Origin of the sequence: Streptomyces sp. SAI-127 (assembly GCF_029894425.1) — a bacterium.
Taxonomy (GTDB): Bacteria; Actinomycetota; Actinomycetes; order Streptomycetales; family Streptomycetaceae; genus Streptomyces.
The window spans coordinates 5,362,704-5,382,546 of sequence record NZ_JARXYJ010000001.1 but is presented as its reverse complement, the minus strand read 5'-3'; the positions used below and the strand labels follow the sequence as shown (position 1 = coordinate 5,382,546).

Below are 19,843 nucleotides of genomic sequence, written 5' to 3'. Positions count from 1 at the left end.
GACTCTGGTCAAGCCCCCTGTTGCACCCATATGGCGGCGCTGTGCTGTGCCTGTGAGTGCGATTGCCAGTTCGTTTCGGGCGCCGGACGCGGGGTCACGGGACCGAGCGCGGGCAGGTGCATGGTGAACACGGTGCGCCCGGGAACGCTGTCGACGGTCACGGCACCGCCGTGCGCGGTCGCGACGGCCTGCACGATGGCGAGGCCCAGCCCCGTCGAGCCGGAGGCACGCGAGCGCGAGGAGTCACCGCGCGCGAACCGTTCGAAGACGTGCGGGAGCAGGTCGGACGGGATGCCCTGGCCGTTGTCCTCGACGTCCACGCACATCCAGGGGCCGCGCCGCTGGATGCGCGCCGTGACGGTCGTGCCCTCAGGGGTGTGTTTGCGGGCGTTGCCGAGCAGGTTGATGAGCACCTGCTGGAGCCGGGCCGCGTCACCGGAGACGAGGGCGGGTTCGTCGGGCAGGTCCAGGCGCCAGTTGTGGTCCATGCCGGCCGCTCGGGCATCACTGATGGTGTCCACGACGAGCGGGATGAGGTCGGTCTGCTCGAACTGCAGCGGCCGCCCGGCGTCCAGGCGCGCGAGCAACAGCAGGTCCTCCACGAGCAGCGTCATACGGCCCGCCTCGGACTCGATACGGCCCAGAGCGTGCCGGGTGTCGGGGCCGACCTCTTCCCTGCCGCGTCTGGTGAGCTCGGCGTACCCGCGGATGGAGGCGAGCGGGGTCCGCAGCTCGTGACTGGCGTCGGCCACGAACTGGCGCACCCGCATCTCGCTCTGCTGGCGGGCATGCAGGGCGCCGTGGACGTGGTCCAGCATGCGGTTGAGCGCGGAGCCGACCTGTCCGACCTCGGTGTGCGGATCGCACTCCGCCTCGGGGACCCGCTCGCTGAGGTTGACCTCGCCGGTGTGGAGCGGGAGTTCGGAGACCCGGGTGGCGGTGTTGGCGACCCTGCGGAGGGGGCGGGTGGCGAGCCCGACCAGCACGTAACCGGCGATGACGGCCGCGCCGAGACCGGCGGCGGTGACGCTGACCTCCACGAGGATCAGGGTGTCGATGGTGGCGTCGACGTCCGTGGTGGGGAGGGCGACGTAATAGGCGGAGGTGTCGTTGCTGGAGTACCGGACGAGATAGTCACCGATGCCGGGCAGCTCCACCTTGTGCTGCTTGTTGTCCTTGGGAACCGTGCTGAGCACCTTGATCTGGGCGGCCGTGAGGCTCTCGGCGGTCATCCCGAAGTTCTGGTCGGAGCCCGACTTCACCCCGCGCTTGGCGTCGGTGATCTTGCCCTTCTCCACCTTGGCCGCGATCGTGCCGTCCGGCCCCGGGCCGATGACGAACTTGGCGGGGGTGTTCTGCTGGTTGCCCTGCGCGCCGAGCTGGCCGTTCTTGTCGTCACCGTTGCCGTTGGCGCCGTTCGCGAACTTCCCGGGCGGGAACTCACGCGGCGCCGCCCGTGACGAGGCCTCCTTCAGCTTGCCGCTCAGCTGGTCGTACAGATGTGACCGCAAGGCCAGCGTGGTCACCGTGCCGATCACCGAGCAGACCACGGCGATCAGCACCACCGACGCGACGACGAGCCGCGTCCGCAGCGTGCGCGGCTTGCCTGCTCGCCCTGCCCGCTTCTGCGCCCGCGGCCGTCGTCGTCCGCTCATGAGGCGGCGGGCTTGATCAGATAGCCGGCTCCGCGCCGCGTGTGGATCATCGGCTCACGTCCCGCGTCTATCTTCCGGCGCAGGTAGGAGATGTAGAGCTCGACGACGTTGGCCTGGCCGCCGAAGTCGTACGACCACACGCGGTCGAGGATCTGCGCCTTGCTGAGCACCCGCCTGGGGTTGCGCATGAGGAAGCGCAGCAGTTCGAACTCGGTCGCGGTGAGGTGGATGTTCTCTCCGGCACGCGAGACCTCGTGGCTGTCCTCGTCGAGCGTGAGGTCACCGACGACCAGCACGGAGTCGCTGCGGCGGTCGGCGGCACCGGATCGGCGAATGAGCCCACGCAGCCGGGCCACGACCTCTTCGAGGCTGAACGGCTTGGTGACGTAGTCGTCGCCACCGGCGGTGAGCCCGGCGATGCGGTCCTCGACGGCGTCCTTCGCGGTCAGGAACAGCACCGGCACGTCCGGCAGCTCACGCCGAAGCCGCCCGAGGACGGCCAGTCCGTCCATGTCGGGAAGCATCATGTCGAGAACGACGGCGTCGGGCCGGAACTCCCGCGCGGTCTGCACGGCACCCTGGCCGTCTCCCGCACTCCGGATCTGCCATCCCTCATAGCGAAGAGCCATGGACAGCAGTTCGGTGATCGACAGCTCGTCGTCCACCACAAGCACCCGGACGGGGCTCCCGTCCGGCCTCAGCAGTTCGGTGCGCCCCTGGGGCGAGGTCGTGGTCATGGCGAACACCATGTCGGGGCCCCCTGAGAGCACCCTTTCGGATATCTGTGATTTTCCTGAGAAACGCACAGGCGGCTCTCAGGGAACCCCTGGGGAATCCCTTGTTCGACGGGCGGAAGAGCCACCCGCCCGAGACTCCGACCGCTACCGGACAGGCCCCTGCTCGTCCACATGGACCGTCGGCGCGCCGAGGAACACCTCGGCGCCGACCGGGCCGTAGGCGATGTTGAAGGTGTCCAGCCAGTACGACCAGTCCCGCAGCCCTACGGCACTGCTGAAGCGGTAGTTGAGCCGCCACCGCACCCACTGCCCGGGCTCGAGCCGCACGCCCGGACGCCGCCGCGGCCGGGGCGGCACCCCGAACATCGGTCTCACCCTGGGCAGGACCCGCAACCGCCCGTCCGCCTCACGGAGTTGGACGTCGACGCCTCTGAGGCTGTCGCCCTGGTGGTCGTGCGGCACGAAGTCGTCCCGCTCGTCCATCCGAACCGCGTGGACGAACGGCTCCCCGTCGCGCCCCACCGCGGACGGCGGCAGAACGAAGCCGACCGGAGCCGCGTTCCTCCTTGTCGCGGCCTCGCCGCCACGGGACTGCTTCGTCCACGACGTGCGTATCCACTGCACGGTGACGTCCATCCCCGGCCCTCCCCCTCATCAGAACAACCCGTCCTGAACCCCCGGCTTCTCCTTGAACTCTCTCATCGGCACGGTGATTTCCGCCCCGTCGGCCGGAACCAGATCCCACCCGGTCATCAGCCGTGTGTCCAGTACGACGACTCCCCCGCCCTCCGTCTCCAGGTGCAGGTCCGGCCCGGCGGCCGCGATGAGCCGGCCGCCCACCGACCCGCCCGCGACGAGCTCGCTCACCTCACCGACGGCGGCGGGCAGGCCGGCGAGGCCGAAGACCTCGACGTGATCGACCGGTTCGTAGGGCGCGCGCTCCAGGGACTCGGGCCAGCCGCCCAGTGTCACCGCCCGCGCGTGCAGTTCGGCGATCTCGGCGGCCCGCTCGGCGGCCGACGCCGGCAGGGCGGACCGGACGGCCCGCTTGTCGCCGTACGGAATGCGGTCCGGCACCGAGAGGGCCGCCCGCAGCAGTTCCTCGGTGCGCCGGGCGGCCATGAGCGGACCGGTGCCGAGCCAGCTGAAGCAGACGGCGCCCTGCTCCCACAGACGCGTGCTCCCCCGCTCGTGCGCCGTGATGCCGACCTTGACCATGCCGGGCCCGAACCACGCCAGGTACACCCGGTACGGGCGGGGGTCGTCCGCGAGGGTGTCGGCGGCCACGGAGTGCGCCCGGTCCAGCCGCGCACACTCCTCGCACCGCGCCCCCGTGCTCCGCCCCGACACCGCGGCCCGCGCCGGACACGCACGCCTCCGCGCTCCCACACATGTCCGCACACCCCCCTCCGCGACCCCGAAGGCCACCCGCTTCCCCCAGGTCAGCGCGCTGCTCCGACCGCCGACCCACCGCAACACGGGCCCACCCGCCGACCACCGCAGCCCCGAGCACTTCCATGCCTGTGCCATCCCTCACGAGGGTAGGGGGCGCCACTGACAATGAGGATCACGCGAGTATGCGGAGACCGGTCTGCGGGAGCCGGGGACCGGTCCGCAGGATCCGGAGCCCCTCCCCGGCAGCCGGAGACCGGTCTGGGGGAGCCGGAGGACCGGCCTGGGGGAGCCGGAGACCAGCCCGCGGGATCCCGAAGACCGGTCCGCGCCAGCCGAAGACCAGCCCGCCGGAACCGAAGACCCGTCCGCGCCAACCGAAGACCAGCCCACCGGAACCGAAGACCCGTCCGCGCCAACCGAAGACCAGCCCACCGGAACCGAAGACCCGTCCGCGCCAACCGAAGACCAGCCCACCGGAACCGGAGGACCGGCCTGGGGGAGCCGGAGACCAGCCCGCCGGAACCGAAGACCCGTCCGCGCCAGCCGAAGACCAGCCCGCCGGAACCGGAGGACCGGCCTGGGGGAGCCGGAGACCAGCCCGCCGGATCCGGAGACCGGTCCGCGGCAGCCGGAAACCGGTCTGCGGGAGCCGCGACGCGAGGACTCCGGGGAGTTCAGCCCACCGACTCCACGGAGACGGGTTCTGGTTCCGCCGTCGCTGCCGCCCTGGGCTCGACCACCGGGGTCCGCGAACCTCCCCGCCCCGCCATCCGGCACCCGACGCAACCGACGTGGCCCTGCCGCGCGCTCGTGTCCCGCACCCGCATCCCCCACTGCTCGCGCGGCCGGCGCCCCGGTGGCTTGCCCCAGCCGGCCAGGTGCAGGGCCCAGGTGACGAGGGCACCCACCGCGGTGATCGCGAGACCACCGGTCATCACGACACCGGACACCGTGCACACCCCCAGCCCGAGCACGGCCGTCCCGACGGTCGCGATGCCGAATCCGGTCCACCCCGCGACCGTGTGCCCCTCGTCATACTGATGTGCACTCACAGATCCTCCTCGACCAGATCCCTCACACCCTAAGAAATTTAGCGCAGAAACCTCTCACGCGCTAAGAGAAATCCAGTACGTCTCAGAGAATCAGGAACCCGATGTCCGCCGAGCCCCGCCCCACCGCCACTCCGGCCCAGACACGGGAGGCGATGGACCTCTTCATCGCCACCGCCCACCTCGGCCAGCAGGAGATGGCCCAGCGGCTTGGTCTGAACGTCACCGACCTGCTCTCCCTTCGCCTGCGTCCTGAAGGCCGGCGAGGACCTCCTCACCGCGGGCGACCTCGCCGAGCACGCCCATGTCACGACCGGCGCGGTCACCGGCATCCTCAACCGCCTCGAACGCGGCGGCTACGTCACCCGCGTCCCCGACCCCACCGACCGCCGCCGCGTCCGGGTCGCCGCGCTGCCCGACGCCGTGGCCAAGGTCGTCGCCCTCTACCAGCCGTACTACGACCGCCTGGACGCCGTCTTCGCGGGCTACTCCGCCGACGAGATCGCCGTACTCCACGACTGGTTCAGCCGTTCGACGAACCTCGCGCTCGCCTATATCGAGGAGCTGCGGGCAAAGGACGCGGACGGCGAGTAGCGGGACCGCCCCACCCCGGGGGTGGAGCTAGCCCCACCTCTCATTCGGGAGGGCACTCCATCGTTCCGGCGAGCCCGCGACGGCATCGTTGATCTCAGCCGATCCACCCCGGATCAGGCGGATCGAGAAGCCCTCGCCGAGCCGGAGGAAACACCATGGAGCCGAAGACGGCCGACAGGACCCAGTCCCCGTCCTCGCCCTCCTCGCCGTCCTCGCCATCCTTGTCCTCCCCGGCCACCCCCGGCCCCCTCGCCTCCTTCGTCCGCTTCGTCGTCTGCGGCGGCGGGATCGGCGTGCTCTCCAGCTTCGCCGTACCGCTGGTGGCGATGACGATGCCGTGGGCGGTCGCGAACGCGGTGATCACCGTGGCGTCGACGCTCCTGTGCACCGAGCTCCACGCCCTGTTCACCTTCGGCACCGGCCGCCGCCCCGGCTGGCGCCGGCACCTCCAGTCCTCCGGCTCCGCGGCGGCCGCGTACGCCGCCACCTGCGCCGCGATGTTCCTCCTCCACGTCATCCAGTCGGCGCCGAGCATGCTCACGGAACAGGCCGTCTACCTCACCGCGTCCGGCCTGGCCGGCATCGGCCGCTTCCTGGTCCTGCGCCTGTTCGTCTTCACGAGCGGCCGCAAGAGCCCGCTCCAGCCTCGGCGCCCTGTGCTCCCCCTGCCCCGCCCCGTCCTCACCCACGCCGCCGTGGGCGCCACCGCCTGACGTACGGTCACCACGCATCGCTTGCCCCGAAACAACCTGTCGTGCGCGGGCGCGGAGACTGGCGGGAGCCCCTGTCCACGGCCCGGCGTCTGGTCGCCGACGATCTGGGCGGCGGCTTCGGGGCGGAGCTCGTCGTCCGTCAGCCCGAGAGCGAGCCGGAGACCGAGGTCCGGGTGTACGTCTTCCGGCTCGACCGGGGGCGGGCGCCCCGCCCATGGGAGGCCCTGCCAAGGCGCCAGGCGTTCAGGCCGCCAGGTAACGCCGTAGGGCCTCCACCCCGTCGGACACGAACGTCCCCCGCCCGACGACCTCCAGCAACTCGCCCTCGCCGAACCAGCCGTGCCACGCGATCTCCGCCGGATCGGGCACGAGCGCCCCGGTCAGGACGACTTCGTGCACCCCGAGCCAGTAGGGGCTGATCTCGCCCCGGCACAGGAACTTGAAGAGGAAGCGGGGTGTCCCGGACACCCCCAGTTCCTCGGCGAGTTCACGGGCCGCCGCCTCCTCGTACGACTCCCCGATGTCCGCCGCCCCGCCCACCAGCCAGTTGTACTGACCCGGGAACCGGGAATCGTTCTCCGGCCGCCGATGCACCAGAATCCGCCCGTCCGGATCACGGCAGATTGTGGTCGCGATCCGGTGCAGCCACTTCTTCTCGATGGCCTCCGCCCGGTCCACCACCCCGATGACCCGGTCCTCCTCGTCCACCCGCTCCACCAGTTCGCCCATGACGGTCACGATCGCAGAGGGGTACGACAACGCCCTGTTGGGGGCTGCCGACACCCTGGAGGTACAGCTGCCCCCACCCCGGACTGGGCGGCGGGCTCCATGTCGCCGTCCCGGAATCGGCGGCATCGTAGACGCCATCGGATCCCGGATCCCCGGGCCCCGCCCCGAGTTCACCGCCCTCCTCCTCGCATCGCCCTCCGGAAGGAACACCATGAGCCCGCTGCTGTCCTCCCCGACCTCCCCGGCCTTCCCGTCGATCGAGATCTCCCCCGAGAGCGAACTGGCCCCGCTCCTCACCGCCTGGGACCTGGCCCACCCCGCCGCCGACCCCGACTGGCGCCACCTGCTCGACGAACTCGCCCACCCCCGCACCACCCAGGCCTTCCACGGCCTGGCCACGACCGCCGCATGACCTCGTGCCACGCCATCACCCCCACCGCAAGAGGCCCCGGAGATCCACTCCGGGGCCTCTCTCATGTTCAGGGCGGGGTCAGAGCTCCAGCGTCGCCAGGTCCTGCCGGAAGACCACACGCGCCGCCCGGGTCACGTCTCCGTGAGCCTGCCGGGCGGCGTGGTATTCATCTGGTTCGGCGGTCCTGCAGCCTGTTGTCCCTGACCGGCCGTACGCCACGACAAAGCCCCCTCCGGAATGATCCCGAGGGGGCTTTGAACTGCTGTGCACTCGGCAGGATTCGAACCTGCAACCTTCTGATCCGTAGCTCTATGTGGATCGGTCAGTGGCGGTCATACCGGTTGCGCTACGGCCCTTCAAGGACGCTGCCGGGCGGAGTCGGTTGCCGTGGTTGCTGTACTTGGCTGCTGTACTGCTGGCGCATCCGTGGCCGAGAGACAATCCAGTGCTGCGGATCAATTCGGGGAGCCCAGGCCAGAGCGGGGTGGGGGTGGTCACCTGTGGGTGCCGTCTGTCAGCGTTGGTCGGCTCGGACGGTCCAGGGACGGCCCAGGCGCCTTCCTCGGGCCCAGGATGCGCCCGCGCTCGGGTCAGAGGAAAATAGTGGGTTCGGAGGGGGCCACGGGATACCGAGGTGGTTGCAGTGACTCCGACCCGCGAGAACGCCCTCGACCACCTTGTTGTGATGATGTTCGAAAACCGGTCCTTCGACAACCTGCTCGGCCGCCTCTACGAACCCGGTGAGGTCGATGCGTTCGAGGGTGTCGCGGGCAAGGACCTGGCGAACCCGATACCGGACTGGGCCGACGACGGACCGGAGCGCGGGAGTGTCCACTACGACGTCGCCACCTCGATGAACACCCCGAGCCTGGATCCGGGCGAGGAGTACCCACACGTGAACACCCAGCTGTTCAACGTGCTCGACCGGCCCGGGCAGGCAGGGCTCGCCCCGCCCTACAACGCACCCCCGGCCGGCACGCGGCCCACCATGGACGGCTTCGTGACCGACTACATCAGCACCTGGTGGGCGAGCACGGGACGCCAGCCGTTCTTCCAGGAGTACCGGCAAATCATGGAGGGCTACACACCCGAGCAGATGCCCGTGATCTCATCGCTCGCCAAGGGCTTCGCGACCTTCGACCACTGGTTCTGCGACGTGCCCTCTCAGACCTTCACCAACCGATCCTTCTTCCACGCCGCCAGCGCATCGGGGCAGGTCGTGAACATGGGCGACGGCTCGGACTTCGTCCGCAACAACACGGCCGAGACCCTCTTCGACCACCTCGACACGGCGGGCCTGGAATGGCGCGTGTACTGCGACCCGCCCTCGCGCTACTCCCTCACCGGCCTCATCCACGCACCCCGGCTGCGGCAACGGTTCGCGACCAACTTCTTCTCCACCGACCAGTTCTTCGAGGACGCCGAAAGGGGCGAGCTGCCCCCGTACTCCTTCATCGAGCCGCAGATCATCGGCTGGGACCACAACGACATGCACCCGCCGTTCTGGTCCGCCGCCCCCGGACTGGTGTGGGACCCACCGTCCAGCCTCCTGGGCGGCGAAGATCTCCTCGCCCGGATCTACGACGCTGTGCGCACCGCATCCTCCCCGCACGGCTCGAACCACCTGAACACGACCCTGCTCGTCACCTTCGACGAGCACGGCGGCACCTACGACCACATACCGCCCGGCGCCGCACCCGCCCCCATCACCGGTGCCCCGGCAGGCCAGTTCGACTTCCGCTTCAACCGCCTTGGCGTACGCATCCCCACCATCGCCGTATCGGCCTGGACCCCGGCCCGCACGGTCGTCAACCAAGAACATTGGGCCACGTCCGTCATCGCCACCTTGCGCGAGAAGTGGCGTCTTGGACCGCCGCTCACGGCCCGCGACGCTGCCGCCCGGACATTCACAGACGTGTTCACCCTCGACTCCCCGCGGTCCCAGGAGGATTGGCCCGAGGTGACTGCCCAACCCGTCCCGCCGCTGCACGAGTCTCTCGTGCCCTTGGACACCCCGCTGGGCAGCCACGCCAAGGCTCTGTTCGCCGGAGTTTTCGCCATCGGCACGGAACTCGGAGTGCCGGCACCGCCCATCGACCTCGGCACGGCGACGGGGGTCCAGGCACTCGACGCTGTTCATGGGCTGCTTGACAACCTGTTCCCTCAGCTGAAGGGCTGAACTGGACCGTACGGGGGCCTAGGGGGGCTTAGCACTGTTGGGGGCTTACAGGATTTGAACCTGTGGCCTCATCCTTATCAGGTCGATCGAGGTGCTCTCTCGACCGTGTTGAACGTCCGCTGAACCCCGGTCCGGCTGCCGCTGAGGTTCGGCGTTGATCGGCGCCGTACGCCCTTGTTGGTGTCAGCCGCTGGTGTCAGACGACCTAGGCGCCCTTGCCAGTTCGGCTTACGCAGCCTGTCAGTTAATGGTGGTCCCCGCCGGGATCACCGTCGACATCGCTCTGTCGCACCAACTACCGTGCGGCCATGGACTGGTTGCAATCCCTCGCCTTCGCCATCCCCGGCTTGGCACTGGGAACGGCCATCGTCCGGGACTACCGAGGGTTTCGGAGTAGCTTCTACCAGCCCCGGGCGGGACCACCGTCAGAGGCAGCGGAACAACGCTATGGAGGGGTCATCCGGCTCACCGGTTGGGTCTTCATCGTGCTGTCGCTCTACCCGCTCGCTTACGAGACGATCCGACTGTTCCTGTAGGTCTGTGAGCGATCTCGAAAACCGTCGTGGCGCGAGTCACCGTGGGTTCAAATCCCACACCCACCGCGCAGGTTGAAGGCCTCTGACCAGGTCTATCGGTCGGGGGCCTTCGTCGTGCACGCTGCCCGTCCGTGACCGTGGTTCCCCGTGAGTTCCCGGTCTCTCGGGCACGGGAGGGGCACGCGGTCTCGCTGACCCTGTGCCTGATTTCTAAGTGATGACGAGCAGGACGATCCACATCACTGCGGCCAGTGCAGGCAGGCCGTAGACGATGAACGGCAACGTAGTGGGCCCTGGCCTGCGACAGACCGCCTCAGTGGCATCGACATCGGGGAGCTTTGCCCGGATACGCCGATAGATCGCTTGGCAGAATTTGAGGTGCCGGTCGCCAACGAAGAGCCACACTACGGTGCACGCGATGCCGAACATGGCCATCACTCGCGCTGGCCCGCGTCCATCACCGCCTGTCGCAATGGTGCTGTACGCGACAGTGAGGAGTGATTGAGCGATGAGGAACAGGTTGCCCCTCTGAAAAAGCATCTCTCCTTCGTGTAGCCAATGCCCCCACAGACGGGCGTCTTCGGCTTGCCGCTGCTCGTCGTTGCCCGAGACCGTCATGTAAGAGGGCTGCCCGCGGGCACGGGGAACAGTCGGCTCCGGGTAGCTAGCCCCTCAACCACTGATCACCCCTGCTCCCATCCCGTCCGCCGTCGACCCACACACCGTGGAGCGGGCGTGGTTCATGGCGTCCAGGTGGAGCGCGCCACTGTACGAACGACCTGGACGCCATGGGCCGCGTCTGCTCGGCTCTGCCTGGGTCGATGGTGGACGGGATGGGAGGTCCCAACGCTTGCCACGATGCGCCCGCGGCCGGGAACGGCGCCCCCTCCATCCCGGTGCCGGGGCACTCTGCCTCAAGGCGTTGCGGATGCGTCGCGCTCAGCAGATGGGCGACCGGAAAGCCGCCGGGGAGCTCTGGCAGGGAAGCCATGACCTGATCTTCACCACGAAGTACGGCACGCCGATCGAACCGGGCAACATGACCCGCATGTTCGCCCTCCGAGCTCGTCGCGCCGGGCTCCGGGTCATCCCGCTCCGGAACACCCGGCACACATGCAGCTCGCTCCTGGTCGCGCTCAAGGTCCACCCGAAAGTGGCCCAGCGCATCCTGCGGCATTCACAGATCGCCATGACGATGGAGGTCTACGCCGAAGCGAGCGAGGAGGAAGTGCGCGCCGCGATCGGCCAGCTGTCCGACGCCATGGGCGGTACCGGTTGACGCGGTTGCTGTACTTCGCTGCTGTACGCCCCTGAAACGTCAAAGGCCCCGGAGTGATCCGGGGCCTTTGACCTGTGTGCACTCGGCAGGATTCGAACCTGCAACCTTCTGATCCGTAGTCAGATGCTCTATCCGTTAAGCTACGAGTGCTTGTTCTGTTTTCTCGCCGTTCCTTGCCCTTCCGGGCCGCTCGCGGCGACAGGAAGAACATTACATGACTGCCGCTCGCATGTGAAATCCGTTTGCTGTAGCCCTTGTGACCTGCGGAAACACCCATCTGAGCAAGGGGACAACGACGAAGCCCCGGTCGCTTGGACCGGGGCTTCGGTGATCTTGCGCGGAGGCGGAGGGATTTGAACCCTCGATGGGATTTAAGTCCCAAACCGCATTAGCAGTGCGGCGCCATAGACCGGACTAGGCGACGCCTCCCGCACAGCCGCCCGCGCGAGCGCGAGTGGTGCGTGCAGATGATGACACAGTCGAAGGTCGTGCCACCAATCGGTTCCCACGGTACTAGGCGGGCGGGGCGCAGGGCAAAGTGCTTCCGCGCAACGTACGGCACCGTCCGGCGTTAGTCAGGGCATGTCATACGTCACCCGGCTCGGCCGGCTCGCCCGGTTGAGCCCTCTCCCCCTGTTCCTCGCCGCCCTGGCCCCCACCCCCGCGTCGGCCTACACCGACGGCGGAGACCATCTCACCGTCACCGTCCGGGACGCGGGAAACGGCGCCGACGGGACCTTCGAGGTCGACTGTCACCCCACCCGCGGCACCCACCCCGACCCCGCCGGCGCCTGCGCCGTCCTGGAGCGGAACACACGGTGGGGGAAGGACACCTTCGCTCCCGTCCCCGAGGGCAGCTTCTGCACCATGCTCTACGGCGGTCCCGCCACCGCCCACGTCACGGGAACCTGGGCGGGGCGTCCCGTGGACACCCGGTTCGACCGGAGCGACGGGTGCGACATCGCGCGCTGGGACCGGTTCGTGCCGCTCCTCCCCAGCATGGACACCTAGCCACCGAGAGGCGGTCACACGTTCTACTTCACTTCGTCGTGCGACCTCCCTCTCATCCAGCACCCTCCGCACAACGGCTGCGCTTAGACTCCCTCGCGTGACACGTCGCGGGCCCCTTGGCAAGATGGCCCGAGCGGTCGGCAAGGTGCGGTAACAGGGAGGAAGCGTCTCGTGAGCAGCAGGCCATCCCGAGGCGCTGCTCGCCTCGCAGCCATACTCGATGCGCTTCCCGATGCGTTGGTGCTGGTCAACGCCAATGGGACCGTCGTCAACGCCAACACCATCGCGCTGGAGGCGTTCGAGGCGCCGGGCACCGCGCTGGTCGGGCGCGGGCTGCTCGATCTGCTGCCGCACTTCGACTCACGGCTCATCCCGGGCTCCATGCGGCGGCCCGACCACATGGACCCGCGCGGGCGCACCAAGCCGACCCGGATGGTCGCCCGGCGGACCGACGGCACCGAGTTCCCGGTCGAGGTCACCAGCGCCAATCTGGAGAACGGCCAGCAGGCCTACGACGGTTACGGCTACAGCGGCGACGAGCTGCTCATGCTCGTCGTACGCGATCTCACCGGGACCGTGGACACCGAGGCCGAGCTGGCACGGTCGCAGCGGCAGACCGAGATGATCCTGCGGGCCGCCTCGGAGGGCGTCGTAGGGACCGACACCGACGGACGGATCGTCCTCGTCAACCCGGCCGCCGCCCAGATACTGGGTTACCGGGCCAGTGACCTCGGTGGCCGCGAGCTCCACGACCTCATCCTGCACTCCCGCGCCGACGGCACCCCCTTCCCGTACGAGGAGTCCCCGCTCGCCGACACCCTGCGCTCCGGGCGCAAGCACCGGGTGCGCGGGCAGGTGCTGTGGTCGAAGAAGGACGAGAAGGTCCCGGTGGACCTGACGACCGCGCCGGTGCGCGACGGCGACCAGCTCGTCGGTGCCGTGCTCACCTTCACCGACCGGCGGCCCTACGACTCGCTCGCCGACGAGAAGACCGCCGCCGAGAAGGCCCACGCGGCGGAGCTGGAACGGCTCGAGGAGGAGCACGCCTCCGAACTCACCGCGCTGCGGCAGAAGCACATCACCGAACTGGAGGAGCTCCAGGAGCAGCACGACGAGGAAATCGCCTCCGGTGAGGAGCGGTACGCCGCACTCGGAGAGCGCGAGAAGGACCGCTACGAGGCGCTCGCCGGGCGCCACGACCAGCTCCTCACCCTGCTCGGCCGCTCCCTGCGGGGCCCCCTCGACGAACTGCGCCGCGAACTGTCCGCGCTCGCCGCCGACGACGCCGGCCAGCTGTGGCCCGAGGCCAACCAGGTCCTGCACCACCTCTCGGCCGGCTACTCCCGCATCACCAACCTCATCGACAACGTCCTCGGCTACCAGCGACTCGACGCCGGCACCGACGACATCGTCCGTACGAACGTCATGCTCGACGCGGTCGTCGCCGCCGGTGTGGACGGCGCGGTCGAACTCATCGGGCCGGGGCGCGTCCAGTTCGCCGTGCACGCGCCGCCCATCGAGGCCGAAGTGGACGCCCAGCGCCTCGCGACCGCGCTCGCGCATCTCATCGCGGACGTGGCCGGGGTCGACGCGACCGGGAACTCTCCCGTGTCCGCGGGCGGTTACATGGACAACACGGTCGTGGTGGCGGCCGCACAGCGCGGCGAGGGCGTACGGATCGAGGTGCGCGGGCCGTACGCCGGGGGAGACCCGGTGCACGAGCCGATCGTGCGCGGGATCGTGCGCGCCCACGGCGGTGTGCTGCAGACGCACGAGGTGCCGGGCATGAGCGGCAGTGCGTACGTCCTCGAAGTGCCCATCGGCGGCGGGGCGGGGGCCGTCGCTGCTCCCGGTCCGGCCGCGCTGGAGGCCGCCCCCGTGGAGACCGCTCCCGTGGAGACCGCCCCTGCCGAGAGCGGCGGGCGGCGGCGGGCCCGGCGCTCCTCCACCGACTCCTTCCTGGACGCCGACGTCCCGGCCGGCACCGACGAATCCGTGGCGCCCACCGGGCGGCGCAGGCGGCGGGCGGCGGCCGAGCAGGAACAGCCCGTGTCCGTACCGGCGCAGGCCTCCGGCGACGACGGGGACGGCTCCGGCGGTACGGGGCGGCGCCGTGCTCGGCCCGCCGAAGGCGCCGAGGCCGCCGAAGCCGGTGTGTCCGAGGGTGCCGTGATGATGGCCGCCGAGCATGGCGCCGGGTCCGCCGCCGCGGGTACCGGTCTCGGCGGGACCGTGCCGCCGCAGGGCGTGCCCGTGCCGACCGGGCGCCGGGCCCTGCACGACGGCGGCGAACAGCACGCGCTGCCGGCGGCATTGCCCGCGGGCGGCTCCGCCGAACCGGGCCAGTCGCAGGGGCAGCTCCAGGTCGCCGGGCCGGGTTCGTCCGGCACGGGCGTGCCGCAGCAGGACGGGCGCCGACGGCGCGCCCTCGCCGCCGCGTCGGAGCGCGCGGCCGCGCAGGAGGCGGCCCCCCGCGCGGTGTTCGCGCTCCCGCCCGCAGAGGCGGACCGACCGTCCGACGACGCGGCCGCGGCGGGACTGACCCCGGTGCCGGGGCAGATCCCTGGGCAGATTCCGGGCCAGGCTCAGGTCCCGGGGCAAGCTCAGGTCCACGGCCAGGGTCAGGTGCCGAATCAGGGCGCAGGGCCGGCTCAGGTCGCAGCCCCGGCTCACGTCCCGGGCCAAGGCCTCGGGCAGCTCCCGGGCCAGATGCAGGTACCCGGCCAGATCCAGGTGCCAGAGCAGGCACAGGCCCCGAGCCAAGGTCAGGTGCCGAACCAGGTCGCGGGCCCGGCTCAGGTCGCAGGCCCGGCTCAGATCCCTAGCCAAGGCCTCGGGCAGCTCCCGGGCCAGATGCAGGTCCCTGGGCAAGGCCAGGTACCCGGCCAGGTCCAGGCACCGGGTCAGGCACAGGTCCCCGGCCAAGGTCAGGCCCCGGGCTCGCCGCAACTCCCGGGTGAGGTACAGGTACCCGGTCAGATCCAGACACCGGGGCAGGCACAGGTCCCGGGTCAGGTTCAGCCGAACGGCCAGGCCCCGGCCCCCGTTCCGACGGCCGCTCCCACCCCCGCCCCCGTTCCGGCCAACGGCCTCGCCCAAATCCCCGGCGACGGTCACGGTCACGGTCACGACGGTCGGCACGACGCCGTGCCGCACGACCAGGCAGACGACCACACCCCTCCGCAGCCGCACCCCACCAACGCGCCGACAGGTCGCCGCCGACGGGCCGTGGCCCAGCCCGCCGAGGCGCCCGGACAGGGTGTCCAAGCGATCGCCCCCGGCGCGGTGCCGTCCGCCCAGTTCCCGGGTGTCCCCGTGCAGAACGCGACCGGACAGGTCGGCCTGGTGCCGCAGACCGCACCCGCCCCGGCCTCGCCCCTCCAGGCGGCCCCGGTCCAGCCCGGCCTCGCCCCCAACCAGCCCCTCCCCGCCGAGACGCCCCAGCCGCAGGCACCGGCACCGGCGCAGGACCAGTCGCAGGCCACGCCCGCTCCCCAGCCGTGGCCCACCAGCCACGACGCCTCCGGCGCCGCCACACCCGTACCGGCGAACGGCGCCGCCACCGCCGTACCCCCGAACCAGCCCGCCCCCCAGCTCGCGCAGGCCCCCGAAGCCGGTCAGCCCACTCCGCCGCCCGGCACGCCCCTGCAGGCCCGGGTCGCGCAGCCGCTGCCCGCCGAAGCCGCGGCCGCGCCCGTCGACCCGAACTCCACCCAGGGCCGGGCGATCAGCGTGCGCACCCTCGGTCAGGGGGTCCCGTTCACCCGGCAGGCGGCCCAGGTGCAGCAGCCGGGGACGGCCACGCCTCCCCCGCAGCAGTCCGGTGGTTCCGGGCGGCGGCGCAAGCTCGGCACCCGGCCCGACCCCGCTGCCACCGCGGCCCCGGAGCCGGGGGCACGTCCGCATCCGGCGGCCGAGCAGGCCGTAGCGGCACCGGCGCAGACACCGCAGCCGTCGCTGGCCGGGCAGTCGCGGCTCGCGCACGCCACGGAGGCGGCCGGACGGTCGTACGCCATAGGGGCGCCCGACGAGAACGCCGCCGAGGGGCCCGAGCCGCTGGACGGTCCCGGCGGGGCCGTCGAGATCCCGCACACCCCGCGGCCGCAGCCGATGGACGACGAACTGCCCCCGGAGCCGTTGGACAACCCGCGGCGGCTGCTGGTGTGGCCCGCGCCGGACGTGACGACCCAGCAGGCGCTCAGCGACCGTGGGTACCGGCCGGTGATCGTGCAGTCGCGCGAGGAGGTCGACGCGCAGATCGCGGCGTTCCCCGCCGCCCTGTTCGTGGACCCTCTGACCGGGCCGATCACGCGGACCGCGCTCCAGTCGCTGCGGCAGGCGGCGGTGGCGTCCGAGGTGCCGATCATGGTGACCGCCGGGCTCGGGCAGGCCTCGCGGGAGGCGGCGTACGGCGCCGATCCCGCCGTACTGCTGAAGGCACTGGCGCCGCGGGACAGCGAGCAGCACCCGCCGCGCGTGCTGCTGATCGAGGAGCACGCGGAGATCGCGCTGGCGCTGACCGCGACGCTGGAGCGGCGGGGGATGCAGGTGGCGCGGGCCGCGAGTGACACGGATGCCGTGACGCTCGCGGGGCAGCTCAGGCCGAACCTCGTGGTGATGGACCTCATGCAGGTGCACCGGCGGCGGGCCGGGATCGTGGACTGGCTGCGGGCGAACGGGCAGCTGAATCGCACCCCGTTGGTCGTGTACACCGCGGCCGTGGATCAGGCCGATCTGCCTCGGCTGGCCTCCGGTGAGACGGTCCTGTTCCTCGCCGAGCGGTCGACCAGCGCCGAGGTGCAGTCGCGGATCGTGGACCTGCTGGCGCGGATCGGCACCAACTAGGACCGGCCGCGGTCGTCGACCCGGCCGCGGTGCGGGTACAACCACTTTCCGTCGCACGCCGACCGCCATCGGACGGTCACGTGGCCGACGGCCTCCGCGTGCGGCGGTTCGCCCGGCTCGGCGCACGGCTTCGCGATCTCGGCCGCCGTCGGCAGCCCCTCCGCGAGCGACACCGCGTCGGTCGCGTTGCCGACGGCCGCCCCACCATCGCGGGCAGCGGTTCCGCCGGCTCGGCGCCGGGCTTCGCGATCTCGGCCGCCGTCGGGAGCTCCTCCACGAGCGACACCGCGTCGGACGCGTTGCCGACGGCCGCCCCTCCACCGCGGGCGGCGGTTCCGCCGGCTCGGCGCACGGCTTCGCGATCTCGGCCGCCGTCGGGAGCTCCTCCACGAGCGACACCGCGTCGGACGCGTTGCCGACGGCCGCCCCACCATCGCGGGCAGCGGTTCCGCCGGCTCGGCGCCGGGCTTCGCGATCTCGGCCGTCGTCGGCAGCTCCTCCGCGAGCGACCCCTCGTGGATCCACAGGTTGACCTGGTCGGCCGCGCCCGGGTCGGCCGAGTAGACCGGCTTGACGTCGTCCCGTCCCGCTCCGCGCGTCCCGGCCGACCGGCCGTCATCCCCTCCGACCCGCCGCCCTCGCGGCATGGCCCGCGGGACCCGCGTACGGCCTGAGGACATGGCCGGGCAGTCGTTCCGGTGCCGCGCACACCCACCGCCCGGCCCCCTACTTCGTGACCAGCCTCCGCGCCGCCTCCCGCACCGAGGCCCGCAGCCGCTCGTGGTCGCTCTCCTCGGCGCCCACCACGATCCGCCTCATCTGGGGGACGACCACGGCCCAGTTGGCGAGGGCGATCAGCAGAAACAGCAGGTCGCGGGCCGGGATCGCGTCGCTGAGGATGCCCCGGTCCTGGGCGTCCTGGAGGGCGGCGATCTTGTGCCGGTAGTGCTCCTGGCGCCCGGTCTCGTCGGGCAGCTCGCCGGCGCCGTACTCCATTCCCTCCCAGAAGAGGAGGCGCAGCACCTCGGGGTGGGCGGCGTGGTAGTCCATCAGTCGGTCGATCCAGCCCTCGATGTCGTCCGGGTCGACGGGGACGGAGACCGCCAGGTCGAGCATGACCTTCTCCAGGACCTTCGTGAACAGCTCCGCCTTGTTGCCGAAGTAGGCGTAGATCAGCTGCTTGTTGGCCTTGGCCTCGGTCGCGATGCGGTCGATGCGGGCGCCCGCGATGCCGTAGCGGGCGAACTCGGCGACCGCCGCCTCGAAGATCCTGGCCCGGGTGGCCTCGGGGTCCCTTGCTGCTGCCATGGGGCCAGAGTAGAGGGGGCGGGTCAAGTAACCAACTATTTGGTTGACAGGGAATCGACAGGCACCCCAGACTGTTGGACTGTTCCAACCAACCAGTTAGTTGTTAGACCTGGCTCGAAGGAGTCCCCCGGTCATGCCGACAGCAACCGTCACCCGAGGACGGTCCACGCAGGCCCCCGCCCGGCGCGCGGGCTCGCTCCTCCTCGTCCTCATCGCCGTCTGCACCGCCGTCACGGCCGCCAACATCTACCTCGCGGCCCCGCTGCTTCCCCTCATCGCCCGCGACTACGGCTCCACGCCCTCCGCGGTGGCCTGGATCGCCTCGGTCGCGCAGTTCGGCTACGCCTTCGGGCTGCTCGTCTTCGCCCCGCTCGGCGACAGCGTGAACCGACGGCGTCTGGTCGCCGTCCTCTCACTCGTCACCACCGCGGCCCTGACCGCCGCCGCGCTCGCCACCGGCACCACCGCCCTCGCGGCCGCCGTCCTCATCGCCTCCGCGGCGACCGTCGTCCCCCAGCTGCTGGTCCCGCTGGTCGCCCAGCGGGCCCCCGCCGACCGCCGGGCCCGCCATGTCGCGGCCGTCATCGCGGGCCTGTTCACCGGCATCGTCGCGGCCCGTGTGCTCGGCGGCCTGATAGGTCAGGCCTACGGCTGGCGGGTGGTCTTCGTGGGCGCGGCCGCCCTGACGGCCGTCCTCGGCCTCGCGACGGCCTACGTCCTGCCGGTCGAACGAGTCCGCCGCTCCGGTCCGCTCTTCTCGGGTCTCACCGCCCTGCCTTCCGTCGTCCGCCGTTCGCCCGACCTGTGGCGCGCGTGCGTGCGGCAGGCGGGGATGTACGGCGCCTGGAGCGCGCTGTGGACCTCGCTGGCCCTTCTGCTGACCGGCCCGTCCTACGGCCTGTCGACCGCGACCGCCGGGCTCTTCGGCCTCTTCGGGCTGGCGGCCAGCGTCGTCGCACCCCTGGCCGGGGGGTTCGTGGACCGCTTCGGCGCCGCCAAGGTCGTACGGTCGGCGTATCTGCTCGCCGCTGTGTCCGTGCCGTTGTTCTGGCTCGGCGGGCACGTCATGTGGGCCCTGTTCGTCGCGGGGATCGCCGTCCACGCGGCCCTGGTCGCCTCCCACGTGGCCAACCAGACCGTCGCCCTGACGACGACCTCGACCCCGGCCACCGCCAACACGGCGTATGTCGTGGCCGGTTTCGCCGGCGGTGCGACGGCGTCCGCGCTCGCCGGGTCGGCCTTCGGATGGTGGGGCTGGGGCGGGGTGTGCGCCGTGGCGGGAGTGTGGCTGGGGTTGGGATGGCTCGCCACTTCGGTACGGCGGTGACGGTTGCTGAGCCACCTGTCGGGTGACGGCAACCAGCTGTGTACGGGGAGCAGGACCCCTGGTCCGGCTGCGGC

At 71.1% G+C, this 19,843-nt stretch carries 15 protein-coding genes, 2 tRNA genes and 2 pseudogenes; 9 read left to right on the top strand and 10 right to left on the bottom strand.

Annotated elements, in window-relative coordinates:
- Positions 1-8: 8 nt before the first annotated feature.
- The 5 genes from M2157_RS24645 to M2157_RS24625 form a co-directional block, all read right to left on the bottom strand.
- Complete coding sequence (locus M2157_RS24645) at positions 9-1,655, bottom strand: HAMP domain-containing sensor histidine kinase (RefSeq protein ID WP_280866219.1); 1,647 nt, start codon at positions 1,653-1,655, stop codon at positions 9-11.
- Positions 1,652-2,392 carry a response regulator transcription factor gene (locus M2157_RS24640; protein WP_179332490.1) on the bottom strand — a complete coding sequence of 247 codons (741 nt, stop codon included), beginning with the start codon at positions 2,390-2,392 and terminating at the stop codon, positions 1,652-1,654. The genes M2157_RS24645 and M2157_RS24640 overlap by 4 nt, the downstream gene beginning before the upstream one ends.
- A gap of 144 nt (positions 2,393-2,536) precedes the next feature.
- Entirely contained in the window at positions 2,537-3,028 is a 492-nt protein-coding gene (locus tag M2157_RS24635) for a hypothetical protein (RefSeq protein ID WP_280858775.1), read from the bottom strand.
- A gap of 18 nt (positions 3,029-3,046) precedes the next feature.
- A complete protein-coding gene (locus M2157_RS24630) occupies positions 3,047-3,922 on the bottom strand; it encodes a DUF2797 domain-containing protein (protein ID WP_280866218.1) in 876 nt (291 codons plus the stop codon).
- Between the two features lie 539 nt (positions 3,923-4,461).
- Positions 4,462-4,839: an HGxxPAAW family protein gene (locus M2157_RS24625; RefSeq protein WP_280858777.1), complete on the bottom strand. Its 378-nt coding sequence runs from the start codon at positions 4,837-4,839 to the stop codon at positions 4,462-4,464.
- A gap of 101 nt (positions 4,840-4,940) precedes the next feature.
- Here M2157_RS24625 and M2157_RS24620 point away from each other — a divergent pair.
- Positions 4,941-5,430, top strand: a pseudogene (locus M2157_RS24620) (MarR family transcriptional regulator).
- A gap of 155 nt (positions 5,431-5,585) precedes the next feature.
- Positions 5,586-6,143 (top strand): GtrA family protein, encoded by a 558-nt coding sequence (locus M2157_RS24615; protein ID WP_280866217.1) that lies wholly within the window; start codon positions 5,586-5,588, stop codon positions 6,141-6,143.
- Between the two features lie 243 nt (positions 6,144-6,386).
- Here the strand turns inward: M2157_RS24615 and M2157_RS24610 are convergent, their stop codons facing one another.
- Positions 6,387-6,872 carry an NUDIX domain-containing protein gene (locus M2157_RS24610; RefSeq protein ID WP_280866216.1) on the bottom strand — a complete coding sequence of 162 codons (486 nt, stop codon included), beginning with the start codon at positions 6,870-6,872 and terminating at the stop codon, positions 6,387-6,389.
- Positions 6,873-7,083: 211 nt separating this feature from the next.
- Between M2157_RS24610 and M2157_RS24605 the strand changes: the two genes are divergently transcribed.
- The 3 genes from M2157_RS24605 (at position 7,084) to M2157_RS24595 (ending at position 9,999) form a co-directional block, all read left to right on the top strand.
- On the top strand, positions 7,084-7,284 hold the full coding sequence (locus M2157_RS24605) for a hypothetical protein (protein WP_280866215.1): 201 nt from the start codon (positions 7,084-7,086) through the stop codon (positions 7,282-7,284).
- Positions 7,285-7,927: 643 nt separating this feature from the next.
- Positions 7,928-9,463, top strand: coding sequence for an alkaline phosphatase family protein (locus M2157_RS24600; protein WP_280866214.1), 1,536 nt, complete (start codon positions 7,928-7,930; stop codon positions 9,461-9,463).
- A gap of 308 nt (positions 9,464-9,771) precedes the next feature.
- Positions 9,772-9,999: a hypothetical protein gene (locus M2157_RS24595; RefSeq protein ID WP_120051740.1), complete on the top strand. Its 228-nt coding sequence runs from the start codon at positions 9,772-9,774 to the stop codon at positions 9,997-9,999.
- Between the two features lie 210 nt (positions 10,000-10,209).
- Here the strand turns inward: M2157_RS24595 and M2157_RS24590 are convergent, their stop codons facing one another.
- On the bottom strand, positions 10,210-10,617 hold the full coding sequence (locus tag M2157_RS24590; protein WP_280866213.1) for a hypothetical protein: 408 nt from the start codon (positions 10,615-10,617) through the stop codon (positions 10,210-10,212).
- 286 nt (positions 10,618-10,903) lie between these two features.
- Here M2157_RS24590 and M2157_RS24585 point away from each other — a divergent pair.
- Positions 10,904-11,278, top strand: a pseudogene (locus M2157_RS24585) (tyrosine-type recombinase/integrase); the annotation flags it as partial.
- Positions 11,279-11,355: 77 nt separating this feature from the next.
- Here the strand turns inward: M2157_RS24585 and M2157_RS24580 are convergent.
- Positions 11,356-11,428 (bottom strand) — tRNA-Arg (locus M2157_RS24580).
- 188 nt (positions 11,429-11,616) lie between these two features.
- A tRNA-Ser gene (locus M2157_RS24575) sits at positions 11,617-11,707 on the bottom strand.
- 153 nt (positions 11,708-11,860) lie between these two features.
- Between M2157_RS24575 and M2157_RS24570 the strand changes: the two genes are divergently transcribed.
- Positions 11,861-12,289, top strand: coding sequence for an SSI family serine proteinase inhibitor (locus M2157_RS24570; RefSeq protein ID WP_280858781.1), 429 nt, complete (start codon positions 11,861-11,863; stop codon positions 12,287-12,289).
- 171 nt (positions 12,290-12,460) lie between these two features.
- Positions 12,461-17,134 (top strand): PAS domain-containing protein, encoded by a 4,674-nt coding sequence (locus tag M2157_RS24565; RefSeq protein WP_280866212.1) that lies wholly within the window; start codon positions 12,461-12,463, stop codon positions 17,132-17,134.
- Between the two features lie 726 nt (positions 17,135-17,860).
- Here M2157_RS24565 and M2157_RS24560 read toward each other — a convergent pair.
- Positions 17,861-18,442 (bottom strand): TetR family transcriptional regulator, encoded by a 582-nt coding sequence (locus tag M2157_RS24560; RefSeq protein ID WP_280866211.1) that lies wholly within the window; start codon positions 18,440-18,442, stop codon positions 17,861-17,863.
- 133 nt (positions 18,443-18,575) lie between these two features.
- On the opposite strand from M2157_RS24560, the gene M2157_RS24555 reads away from it, so the two are divergent.
- Entirely contained in the window at positions 18,576-19,769 is a 1,194-nt protein-coding gene (locus tag M2157_RS24555) for an MFS transporter (protein ID WP_280858784.1), read from the top strand.
- The last annotated feature ends 74 nt before the right edge of the window (positions 19,770-19,843 follow it).

Bases quoted from the DNA above. Each gene is read 5' to 3' on its own strand.
- M2157_RS24645 (WP_280866219.1), bottom strand. From the start codon at position 1,655: ATGAGCGGACGACGACGGCCGCGGGCGCAGAAGCGGGCAGGGCGAGCA.
- M2157_RS24640 (WP_179332490.1), bottom strand. From the start codon at position 2,392: ATGACCACGACCTCGCCCCAGGGGCGCACCGAACTGCTGAGGCCGGAC.
- M2157_RS24635 (WP_280858775.1), bottom strand. From the start codon at position 3,028: ATGGACGTCACCGTGCAGTGGATACGCACGTCGTGGACGAAGCAGTCC.
- M2157_RS24630 (WP_280866218.1), bottom strand. From the start codon at position 3,922: ATGGCACAGGCATGGAAGTGCTCGGGGCTGCGGTGGTCGGCGGGTGGG.
- M2157_RS24615 (WP_280866217.1), top strand. From the start codon at position 5,586: ATGGAGCCGAAGACGGCCGACAGGACCCAGTCCCCGTCCTCGCCCTCC.
- M2157_RS24610 (WP_280866216.1), bottom strand. From the start codon at position 6,872: ATGGGCGAACTGGTGGAGCGGGTGGACGAGGAGGACCGGGTCATCGGG.
- M2157_RS24605 (WP_280866215.1), top strand. From the start codon at position 7,084: ATGAGCCCGCTGCTGTCCTCCCCGACCTCCCCGGCCTTCCCGTCGATC.
- M2157_RS24595 (WP_120051740.1), top strand. From the start codon at position 9,772: ATGGACTGGTTGCAATCCCTCGCCTTCGCCATCCCCGGCTTGGCACTG.
- M2157_RS24590 (WP_280866213.1), bottom strand. From the start codon at position 10,617: ATGACGGTCTCGGGCAACGACGAGCAGCGGCAAGCCGAAGACGCCCGT.
- M2157_RS24570 (WP_280858781.1), top strand. From the start codon at position 11,861: ATGTCATACGTCACCCGGCTCGGCCGGCTCGCCCGGTTGAGCCCTCTC.
- M2157_RS24560 (WP_280866211.1), bottom strand. From the start codon at position 18,442: ATGGCAGCAGCAAGGGACCCCGAGGCCACCCGGGCCAGGATCTTCGAG.
- M2157_RS24555 (WP_280858784.1), top strand. From the start codon at position 18,576: ATGCCGACAGCAACCGTCACCCGAGGACGGTCCACGCAGGCCCCCGCC.